The 10,792-nt window shown below is 57.1% G+C and carries 7 protein-coding genes and 1 tRNA gene; all 8 read left to right on the top strand.

What is annotated here, in order from left to right; all coding sequences use genetic code 11:
- The first annotated feature begins 130 nt into the window (after positions 1-130).
- The 8 genes from NE584_RS18320 (at position 131) to NE584_RS18285 (ending at position 10,752) form a co-directional block, all read left to right on the top strand.
- Positions 131-207, top strand: a tRNA-Arg gene (locus tag NE584_RS18320).
- 381 nt (positions 208-588) lie between these two features.
- Positions 589-1,026 carry a hypothetical protein gene (locus NE584_RS18315; RefSeq protein WP_256183444.1) on the top strand — a complete coding sequence of 146 codons (438 nt, stop codon included), beginning with the start codon at positions 589-591 and terminating at the stop codon, positions 1,024-1,026.
- Between the two features lie 41 nt (positions 1,027-1,067).
- Entirely contained in the window at positions 1,068-1,895 is an 828-nt protein-coding gene (locus NE584_RS18310; RefSeq protein ID WP_256183443.1) for a ParA family protein, read from the top strand.
- Positions 1,849-2,808 (top strand): ParB/RepB/Spo0J family partition protein, encoded by a 960-nt coding sequence (locus NE584_RS18305; RefSeq protein ID WP_256183442.1) that lies wholly within the window; start codon positions 1,849-1,851, stop codon positions 2,806-2,808. The genes NE584_RS18310 and NE584_RS18305 overlap by 47 nt, the downstream gene beginning before the upstream one ends.
- A gap of 246 nt (positions 2,809-3,054) precedes the next feature.
- Positions 3,055-3,975 (top strand): LPXTG cell wall anchor domain-containing protein, encoded by a 921-nt coding sequence (locus NE584_RS18300; RefSeq protein ID WP_256183441.1) that lies wholly within the window; start codon positions 3,055-3,057, stop codon positions 3,973-3,975.
- Between the two features lie 6 nt (positions 3,976-3,981).
- Entirely contained in the window at positions 3,982-4,779 is a 798-nt protein-coding gene (locus NE584_RS18295; RefSeq protein ID WP_256183440.1) for a class D sortase, read from the top strand.
- A 210-nt stretch (positions 4,780-4,989) separates the two neighbouring features.
- Complete coding sequence (locus NE584_RS18290; protein ID WP_256183439.1) at positions 4,990-5,247, top strand: hypothetical protein; 258 nt, start codon at positions 4,990-4,992, stop codon at positions 5,245-5,247.
- Positions 5,248-5,535: 288 nt separating this feature from the next.
- Positions 5,536-10,752, top strand: a complete 5,217-nt coding sequence (locus NE584_RS18285) for a SpaA isopeptide-forming pilin-related protein (protein ID WP_256183438.1) — start codon at positions 5,536-5,538, stop codon at positions 10,750-10,752.
- Positions 10,753-10,792: the final 40 nt, after the last annotated feature.

Raw genomic sequence — 10,792 nt, 5'->3', positions numbered from 1 at the left:
CAGGTAATTTCATAGGCCCGCGTAGCTCAGCTGGATAGAGCGACCGCCTCCTAAGTAGGGAACAGAGCGCCCCACTCCGGGGATACAAGCGTACCATTCCGAGTTCGATTTCAATCAGGTAATTTCATAGGCCCGCGTAGCTCAGCTGGATAGAGCGACCGCCTCCTAAGCGGTAGGCCAGAGGTTCAAATCCTCCCGCGGGTGCCATTAGTAGCACAAAATCTTCGGGTTTCCAGAAGGTTTTGTGCTTTTTTTACAACTTTTTGAAAAATGAGGGAAACCACTGTATTTCTCACCTGAATGGTGGGCGCTCAATCTGTTATTTCTTGCTAAGCACTGTTACCCCCCAAACTCGCCTTGAACTACATACCGTCTTCCTCCGAAACCTTGCTAATCAATTAGCAAGGTTTTTTTGCTTTTCTACCGAAAAAAGAGAAATTTTGCTAATCAGGCAAAAAACCAGCATCATCCTCTGCTAATGGGAAAATGGAGTGGTTGTCAGTTTAAATATTTTCGCCCTGCCCAAAAGCCTACATAGCCGTCTAAATTTCTCTTGACAGCTATGATTTTACAGTAGGAGGAAAAATCATGAATTGGAGAAAAGTCGAAGTGCAGAACAGTGAGAGTCAAATCAAGACGCTGGTTGGTGACGTTCGCAGCGCCGCCAACAAGAGCATGGAAGCCCTGTGGAACGCTTTCATGGAGGTGGGGGACCCGGACATGTTGCGGGCCACAGAGAGGGCCCTGCTGCTCATGGTGAGCCACAGCGACTATGCCGGGGCCATGAAGGTGCTGGAGGGCATCTACGCCCTGGTGGAGATCGCGCCGCCGGAGGACTTCACCGACTGCCAGCAGTACCCCGCGTTGGCGCAGATGTTCATGGAGGAATTTTTGGCGGGGAGCGAGGACTTCATTTTTGACGCTGGTATGGAGAATGTTCTGGCATTTCTCACAGACAAGGGTCAGTGGCCCCAAGTGGACCGCTGGCCCGCTTTACATGGCCGTTGTGCTGGGCAAGCGGTGTAAACCGGCTATGACTATAACCGAAGAAGAGGAGGTAGTAGCCCATGGACAAGTGCAAAGTGATCGCTGTTACCAATCAAAAGGGCGGTGTTGGTAAGACGACCACGGCGGTCAATTTAGGTGTGGGACTGGCGCAGCAGGGGAAAAAGGTGTTGTTGGTGGACGCAGATCCCCAGGGAAGTCTTACAGTGAGTCTGGGTGTGAAGAACCCGGACGAGTTGGAAACGACCATCTCTGACCTGATGCAAATCGTTATGGACAATAGCATCCTCTCACCACAAGACAGGGGCATTTTGAAAAATATTGAGGGTGTTGATCTGGTGCCCTCCAACATCGGCCTGTCCAGTTTTGAGGTAAGTCTTGTGAACACCATGAGCCGGGAATTTGTGCTGCGTAGCTACCTGGGCACGGTCAAGCGGGATTATGATTACGTTCTGATCGATTGTATGCCCTCGCTGGGTATGTTGACCATCAACGCTCTGGCAGCGGCGGACAGTGTTCTTATCCCATGTCAGGCTAACTACCTGTCCACCAAGGGCTTGAAGCTGTTGTTGGGATCGGTGGCCAAGGTACGGCGACAGATCAACCCATTGCTGAAAATCGATGGCATCCTGCTGACCATGGTGGATAGCCGTACCAACAATGCAAAAAGCATCATCGCGGCCCTGCAGCAGACCGGGCGTGATCTCCGGGTATTGAATACGGAGGTGCCCTTCTCTGTCCGAGCGGCAGAGTGTAGCGTAGAGGGTAAGAGCATTTTCGCCCATGACAGCAAAGGGAAGGTAGCTGCGGCATACACCGCGCTGGTAAAGGAGGTGATTGCCCTTGAACAAAGGAACCGCAATCGACCTGGGGCTGAACGAGGCTTATAACGACCTATTCTCTACCCAGGAAGACCGGGACAACGCCCAGCGCAGTTATGTGACCGACCTCCCGCCCGAAAAAATCAGCGACTTCCCCAATCACCCGTTTAAGGTACGGATGGACCAAAGCATGATAGAACTATCGGACAGTGTAAAGCAATATGGCGTCTTGGTCCCATCGCTGGTCCGTCCCATGCTGGACGGCAGTTATCAAATGGTGTCCGGCCACCGGCGCAAGCGGGCGGCGGAGTTGGCGGGCCTGCCCACGGTGCCCTGTATCATCCGGGAACTGACGGACGATGAGGCCATCATTGTCATGGTGGACAGTAACCTTCAGCGGGAACAGATATTGCCGTCAGAAAAGGCGGTTGCCTATAAGATGAAGCTGGAAGCTATGAAGCGGCAAGGTATGCGGACGGATTTAACTTTTGGCCCATTGGGCCAAAAGTCTGCCATCAATACAAGGGATATCTTGGCAACAGAAGTTCCAGATAGTTCAAGGCAAATCCAACGCTATATCCGCTTAACCAACCTTATCCCGGAATTGCTGGACATGGTGGACAATTCTGTGCTGAAAGAAGCCGGCAAGTTGCAAATGGCCCTGCGCCCCGCCGTGGAGCTGTCCTATCTGCCGGAGGCCGAGCAGACCGCCTTGTTGGAGGTCATGGAGGGAGAAATCCGCACCCCATCCCATGCCCAGGCCATCAAAATGCGGAGCTTTTCCGAGCATGGCAAGCTGAACCCGGATGTGATCCTCTCTATCATGCAGGAGGAAAAGCCCAATCAGGTGGAGCAATTCAAAATTCCCAGGGAACGGATCGACAAGTTTTTCAAGCCGGGGACGTCCGCGCAGAAAATCGAGGACACTATCGTGAAGGCTTTGGAGCTGTACCGCAAGCGGCAGAGGGAGATGGAGCGATGAACCTTACGCCCAGGGGAAAGTCTGCCCTTTTGCGGCCACAGTATGCCTGCCGCTCTCTCCCCTCTCACACTCTCTCCCCGAAACCTGCTGTTCCAGCTGAAAAGAAAGGTTTTGTCTATCCTTTTTCAGCCGGTAAAAACCTTTGGAGAACAGCGCGCAAGAAAACCGAACACAGGCATTGTTGGACCTCATGGCGTGCCATGAGAATTTTTTGTGCCCAAAATCAAAAATATGGAGGTAGTTATTATGAAGCGGAAACCCCTGACCCACGCGGCCCGGCTGCTGTGCGCCCTAGCTCTTTCCATGAGCCTGGCCCCAGCCGCCTTTGCCGCCGATCCGTCTGAACCCACCCAGCCGTCACCCTGCTATCCCACCGCTGTCACCCGGAGCGAGGATGGTACTGAGATCAGGAAAATGTACGACTTGGGGCCGGAGGATGACCCCGGCGGCATCCCCCGGTCCGATTTTGAACAGGACGGCTACCACTACACCCTCACGGACCTGCTGAAACAGGAACTCCCCGCCAACGAGAGCCGCCAGCACACGGAAACCGTGTCCGTGAACAGCAAGAGCAAGGACATGGGTGCGGTGCTGGCCCTGCTGCCGCAGACAAAGGAGTTTATCACAGAGGATGGCCTGTCCGGGGTGCTGACCCTGAAACTGGATACGGTGAAGGTGGAGGTGGCCGGGTATGGCAGCTCCACCAAAACCGTGACCGCCACCCGCACCTACCCTGGCCTTGCCAGTCAGGACACGCAGTATATCCCCAAGACTATTCAGGACGGCGGAAATTCCATGACCCTCCAGGCTGTGGACTGGCAGACCGAGGGGGACGGTCACTTTACCGCTATGGCCTCCTACTCCGGCTCCGCCACCAGCTCCTATGTGAAGGGCTATACCGTCACCGCCGACTACGCGGGCACCGTGAGTCGCATCAATCTGAACAAAATCCGCTATGTGGCGATTTTCGAGGGCACGGCCCTGGACCCCGCCCCCGGTGAGAACACCGGAGATATTTCCGACCCCAGCGCCCCGCCTGACCAGACTGATCCCACCGGGCAGGAGACCCAGACCGGAGAGAAGAACAGAGTTCTGCCGGTTGTGGCCGTTGTCGCGGCGGTGTTGCTTGGCGGCGGGGCGTTCTACTTCATCAAGCGACGGAGGTAATACGATATGAAGAAACTGACCATGCTTTTGTCCCTGCTGTGCCTGACCGCGGCCCTGGCTGTTCCCGCCAGCGCGTTGGAATACGACATTGCCGCCCCCGGTGACCCGGAGTATGGCAAGCCGACTTCGGTGGAACCTGTTGTCACGGCGGACAGGGGGGAGCTTCCCAATGTGGATGTGAGCAAAAACGCGGCTCTGGTCCCGCCCGCCTTTGGCAGCCCCACCTCCTATACCCCGAATACCGGCACTCCGCTGACCCCCAATCTGGCCCCCGGCTATATGCTGGGCGATGGTGCCGTTATCAACGGCAGCGCCGGCACCACCGTCGCTCCGCCCGATTATTCCTGCTTCCCCAGCGGCGGCACATCCAGCGTCCTCCCCACCACCGGCTTTACGGAGGTCACATCGGACCTCTACTATCAGGGCGGCTACCTGGCGACCCTGAAAATCCCCAGCATTGATGTCAATGTGAAGGTCTATGAGGGGACGGGAAGCTCCGTGCTGAGAAAGGGCGCGGGCCATTTTGAGGACACCAGCATTTGGGCCGGAAACATCTGCGTGGCTGCCCATAACAGGGGCGTGAACGCCCACTTTGGGGAGATCCACACGCTGGATGTGGGAGATGAGATCATCCTGACCACCAAGCTGGGCAAGCGCACCTACGCCGTGACCAGCGTGAACAAGATCAGCGAGATGGAAAATTCCCTGCTGGCCCCCACTGCGGAGAACTGCATCACCCTCTTTACCTGTGTCCGCAACCAGAGCGCCTACCGCTGGGCGGTCCGGGCCGTGGAGGTGCCATAACTCACCCGCTGAAAAGAAGATCGCACCTTAGATAGTTTTTGCCTCCCTATGGTACGGTTGGGATAGCAACACCCCATTCCAGGATGGAAAACAATATGAAATGCACGATTTCTGCGCTGCATTGACACTGGCGCTGTCCCTGCCTGCCCATGCTGTGGAGGTTTCCACGGACCAAGAGGAGGCCGCCGCCCGGCTTCAGCTTCAGGGCTGATGTCGGGCGATGAGCACGGCGACCTGAATTTGAACAAGGCGCTGACACGGGCAGAACTGACCTGCCTGATTAGTCCCATCGTCCTGAACCCGGAACACGTAGCCTGGGAGAAGGATCGGTACACCCGGATGTGTACTACCAACTTTTCCGATGTGCCGGAGTGGGCTCAGGTGGCTGTTGGCGTATGCGCCTCCATGGGAATGATGGCTAGGCATGGGGACGGGCGGTTTGGCCCTGGCAATCTAGTCAGCCCGTAGATGGCATGTACCGTTATGCTCCGCTACCTGGAACGGGACGGCTAAGACTGCGATACCGCCTGCGAGAAGGTCGTGGAGCTGGTGCTGGCCTTAGCCAGCACCCTGGAAGGCGACATGATCACACGGGGAGATATGGCGATCCTGCTGGATGGTTCGCTGGACTATCTGGAGTATCTTCAAACACTGTAAAGAAACTTGAACGAAAACTGAATAAAGCCGCAAGCGGTCCTGGTGTCCAAGCACATCAAGGGCCGCTTATTTTATTGTAATAGGAGGCATACGCACGATATGAAACAGAGAATTTTATCGTTTTTTCTGGCTTTGCTGACCCTTTTTGGCCTGTTTTCTACCGCCGCCTTTGCCGCAGACACACCGGAGGCCGCCCTGGGCGAGGTGAACATCTACAACGGCGAACATGAACTGGACTATCTTTCCATCAACGGCGCGGTCAAAAAACAGGTCTATACCTATTTTCTCTATGAGTCCAACAACGGTATTCAAAAAGAATCTCCGGCGTACTGCGTCAACCCGACTACCCCCGGCGTCCCCCAGACCGTAGGCCCCGGCGAGAGCATCAAATATCTGGCTGATGAAACGGCCAGCGACCCCAAGGTAGTGGGCATCATCTCCAACGGCTATCCTCACCGCTCCCTGGGAGAGTTAAATCTGGACAACAAATACCAGGCGTATTATGCCACGAAAATGGCGCTGTGGTGTTATCTATTGCCAGACTGGAACATCGCCAACCTGAAGGTGGCCCCTGGACTCACCGGCTCCGAGCTGGACATTGGCAACCGCATCCTGGCTGCCGCCAAGGATATTTACAAGCGGGGCACTACCTATAACTATATGCTCACCCCCCGCATGACCGCCACGGCGGAGACCTCCGTTGCCTACCCCGTGACCATTGACGGCGAGGAGTATAAGCAGCAGGTGTTCACCGTCTGGAGCGAGACCTGGGTGTATGACTACGACGTGGCTGTGTCCTTCTCCGACCCAGGCTCCGTGCCGGAGGGCACGAAAATCGTGGACATGGAAAATAACGAGATCACCGCTGTCACCACCGAGGGCACCAGCGACGGCTATGCCGGACAATTCAAAGTACTGTACCCTGTGGACAGCATCCAGGGGCAGAGCGGTAACGTCCAGCTCTCCCTCTCCGCATCCGTGGCCCAGTATGCAGCCATGTATGCCGTCTGCCTGGAAAAAGACCGATACGGTAATCTGCAAAATTATATCTGCGACCTGGATAACAACCGCCAGATGGAGCTGGCCGCCATCAGCAGCTACACGGACAGCACAGAGGAGGAGTCAGGCGAAACCCTTTTGAAAATCGTGAAGCTGGAGGAGGGGACGGAGACCCCGCTGGAGGGGGCTGTGTTTTCTTTGTATGATCCGGAGGGCCGCAAGGTGGGCTCTTACTCCACCGGACCGGAGGGAACGGTCCTGATCCCCCTGACCCTGGAAGGGCACTATACCGTGACGGAGGAGATCCCGCCCCGGTATCACCTTCTGTCTGATGAGCGCACCCAGCACGTCGATGTGGAGTATAACAAGACCGCCATCGTGACCTTTACCAACGCCCCTTATGGCTCCCTGCGGGTGGAAAAACGGAGCGACACCGGCGACGCCCTCTCCGGCGTCACCATTCAGATCAAGCACATTGAGACCGGGGAGACCCGGACCGAACAGACCCGCAACGGCGTGGTGGTGTTCGATGAACTGGCCCCCGGCGGCTGGGAGGTCAGGGAGACCGCAGGTATTGAGGGCTGGATCGCGGACACGGACACGGTGCAGACCGTGGCGGTAGTGGCCGGAGAGGAATCCAGCGCCACCATAGTCAACAAGGAGCTGCCTGGACTGCGGATCACGAAATATGAGCGGGGCACTATGACCCTTATGCCCAATGTCTCCTTTGAGATTTTCCGGGACGCCGAGAGCCTGGGCATCTTCCAGACGGACGAGTTCGGCCAAATCCTGCTGACAGACTGCGCGCCCGGCACCTACTGGGTAGAGGAACGGGACACAGGCGGAGACAGCCACGTGCTGGACACTACGCCGCAAGAGGTGGAATTGAAAGCCGGGGACGGCATCAAGGAGCTGGTCTTTTTCAATGATCGCTTGCCCGGCATCCATCTCATCAAGGTGGACAGTTCGGACCTCTCCCAGCCCATCGCTAACGCCCGTTTCCGTTTTGAGGCGGTGGATGGTAGCTTTGGCCCGGTGGAATATACCACCCTGGAGGACGGGACCATCGACCTGAGTAAACTCCCCGCCGATACCGCCTATGTAGTAACTGAATTAGAGTGCCCCGGCTATATTGTGGACAACGCCCAGCGCATCATACACCTGGACGGCGGGGACCAGGCGCAGTTCGTGTTCACCAACTCCAAGCTGCCCTCTCTGCATTTATATAAGGAAAGCGCAGATGGGACGCCCATGGGCGGCGTGACCTACCGGCTTTCTAAAATCGAGGACGGCTCCCGATATCTGGACCGCACCACTTCCAGCACAGGCGAGATCGTCTGGGAGGGCCTGGAGCCTGGCGTCTACTCCCTGCAAGAGGTGTCCACGGTATCGGACCACCTGCTGGACACGACCGAGTACCATGTAGAACTGTTCCCGGGCCAGGACGGCACCATCTGTCTACAAAACGACAAGCGGCCAAGCCTCACCATCTGGAAATTTGACGCGGACGACCACTCCATTCCCATCCCCAACACCACCTTTTTGGTGGAGGAAGCGGATGGCAGCAGCGTGGCCGAAGTGACTACCGGGCCGGACGGCTCTGTGACCGTCCCTAACCTCTGGCCGGGGGTATTCAAAATCTCCGAGCAGTCCGCAGGCAGCGATGCCTATCTGATGGACGCCCCGGATCAGTATGTCACCCTGTACGCCAACCGGGACCGGGAGGCGTATTTTTATGACCACAAGCGGCCTGTTATCGAGATCATCAAGGAAAGTTCCATCACCCATGAGCGGCTAAGTAATGTTCGCTTCCAGGTCTGGTACGCCAGCAACGACACGGAAACCGGCGAGTACAACGACTTGGGCGTATTCACAACGGACGAGAATGGGCGCATTGAACTGACCGGCCCGGACAACGGCCTGCGGGACGGCTGGTTCCGGGTCAAGGAACTGGAGCCGCCCGTAGGGTTCTCCATCAAGGACAGCGACACCCAGGAGGCTTTTGTACAGGCCGGGAAGGGCCATACCTTCCGGTTTGAGAACACCCCCCTGTCCGCTTTGGTGGTGTATAAGCAGGACAGTGTGACGGGGGCCGGAATTTCCGGCTGCCGTTTCCAACTGAAATACCTAGGCGGCGAGGTCAGCGGCAGTGGCGGCACCGTCATCGGAAACTATGTGACCGCCTCCAACGGCTCCTTCACAGTTACCGGCCTGAAAGCCGGCTACTACATCTGTGAGGAGGTAGAAAGCGACGGGGCCCACGTCATCGACAGCGCGCCCCAGTCCTTCTACATCAGCGGCGAGGAGCAGGACATTGTAACGCTCTATTTTTCCAACGCACCCAAGGGGGCCGTCCTGGTCAAGAAGGTGTCCAGCGCCGACAGCAGCCCTTTGAGTGATGTGGAGTTTTTTGTGACTACGGCGGACGGCGCTGTGGTGGGCGACAGCAACGGCAAGTTTGTGACGGACTCCAACGGGACCTTCTTGATTGAGGGCATCGCCCCCGGCACCACGCTGGTCATCAAGGAGACCAGGGCCAAGCCCGGCTACCTGCTGGACGATACCCCCCAGACCGTCCAGGTCAAGGAAGGCCAGACCGTCACGGCAGAGTTCCGCAATCAACCCCTGGGAAATTTGGTGATTGAGAAGTGGGGACGGAACGGCTCCGAGACGGTCCCCCTGGAGGGCGTCAAGTTCGAGGTCAAATACGCCAACGGCCAGTATGTGGACGCTGCTGGGGGCACCCTGTCCAGCAACGGCCTTTACTATACCGACTCCACAGGGAAAATTATCCTGTCCGGGATCACCGGCACAGTGGTAGTGACCGAATTGGAGAGTGTGGAGGGGTACACCATTGACCCGGACGGCCAGAGCCAGACCGTCACCATCAACCCCAACGACACGCAGACGCTGCGTTTTTACAACAACGCCGTGGGCGGCGTGGAGTTCTTAAAGGTCTCCGAGGCGGACAAAACAGAGCGCATCCCCAACACCACTTTTGAAATCCGCCGTGTCAGCAACGACGCCCTAATCAACACCGTGACCACAGGGCGGGACGGAAAGGTATATCTGCCCCTGGAGAGCGGCGATTACTACGCCGTGGAAACCGAGAGCGCCGAGGGCTTCAAATTGGACGATACGCCCATTTGCTTTACTGTAAAAGATGGGCAGACCACCCGCAAGACCGTGACTAACGCACCCCTCTCCGGCATCCTGCTCCATAAAATTTCTACCGCAGACGGCGAGGGCATCCCCGGCGTGTCGTTCATTTTGTACGACAGCGGCCATAATCCCATTGATCAGCAGACCACCGACGACCGGGGCTATGCCCGGTTTGAGGACCTGACGGAGAGCGGCCGCTATTATCTGCGTGAAATGGAAAATGAGGGCTATATCGTGGACGAGGGGGTGAAAACCGTCTGTGTGCGCGCTGGAGAGATCACTGAGGTAGAGTGGGAGAACACGCCCATCACCGGACAGATCCAAATCACCAAGACCAGCGCAGACTATAACTCTATGAACGGCTGGCCTGCCGGCACCCCCATCCCCGGCACGGTATTTGAAGTTTACCATGCCCGCAGCGGGAACCTTGTGGACACCATCCGCACCGATAAAAACGGTGTGGCCGTGTCTAAGCCCTTGCCTTTGGGCCGGTACAAAATCGTGGAGTCCCAGGCGGCGGACTTCTATGCTTTGGACAAAACGCCTATTGAGGTGGAGATCGAGCATGAGGGCCAGATTGTCCGGGCGGCCATGACCAACAAGAGCCTTTATACTAATGTAGCCATCCAGAAAACCGGCTATGCCGAGGTCATGCCCGGCCAGAATATCCGCTACACCTTCTCCGGCATCGCCAACAACTCCACGACTTCTCTCACATCGTTCTACTGGCGCGATACCCTGTCCGTGGAGGCGGTGCGGCTGACGAAGATCACCACTGGCACCTACAATGCCGCTGGAAACTATAAGATCGTCTACAAGACCAATCTCAGCGGGAGCGAGTACCGTGTGCTGGCGGACAGCCTGAACACGCAGCAGAACTATGTGCTGGACGCCTCGTCTGTGGCCCTGCGGCTGGGGTCCAACGAGTATGTCACGGAAGTTATGTTCGTGTTTGGCGTCGTGCCCTCCAACTTCCGGCAGGTGGAAACGCCCATGATCGACTGCTCCGTGGTGTCCTGGGTCAAAGGCGGCAGCCAATTCGTCAATCAGGCGGATGTGGGCGGCGTCTATAACGGTCAGTGGATCATGGCTACCTCCCGGTGGGTGACGAAGGTCTACGCCCCCTCCAAGCCCCTGCCCCGGACGGGTTATTAAGCGCATCCCCCGCGGGGGGGGGGGGGGGGCGCGGGGGGGG

It is taken from the genome of Clostridium sp. DFI.5.61 (assembly GCF_024462915.1).
Taxonomy (GTDB): Bacteria; Bacillota; Clostridia; order Oscillospirales; family Oscillospiraceae; genus Lawsonibacter; species Lawsonibacter asaccharolyticus.
The sequence above is the reverse complement of the archived record's forward strand: the minus strand, read 5'-3'. Positions and strand labels throughout refer to the sequence as shown.

What these genes read in the sequence shown, in the direction of transcription:
- NE584_RS18310 (WP_256183443.1), top strand. Translation starts at nt 1,068, where the DNA reads ATGGACAAGTGCAAAGTGATCGCTGTTACCAATCAAAAGGGCGGTGTT.
- NE584_RS18285 (WP_256183438.1), top strand. Translation starts at nt 5,536, where the DNA reads ATGAAACAGAGAATTTTATCGTTTTTTCTGGCTTTGCTGACCCTTTTT.
- NE584_RS18295 (WP_256183440.1), top strand. Translation starts at nt 3,982, where the DNA reads ATGAAGAAACTGACCATGCTTTTGTCCCTGCTGTGCCTGACCGCGGCC.
- NE584_RS18315 (WP_256183444.1), top strand. Translation starts at nt 589, where the DNA reads ATGAATTGGAGAAAAGTCGAAGTGCAGAACAGTGAGAGTCAAATCAAG.
- NE584_RS18290 (WP_256183439.1), top strand. Translation starts at nt 4,990, where the DNA reads ATGTCGGGCGATGAGCACGGCGACCTGAATTTGAACAAGGCGCTGACA.
- NE584_RS18300 (WP_256183441.1), top strand. Translation starts at nt 3,055, where the DNA reads ATGAAGCGGAAACCCCTGACCCACGCGGCCCGGCTGCTGTGCGCCCTA.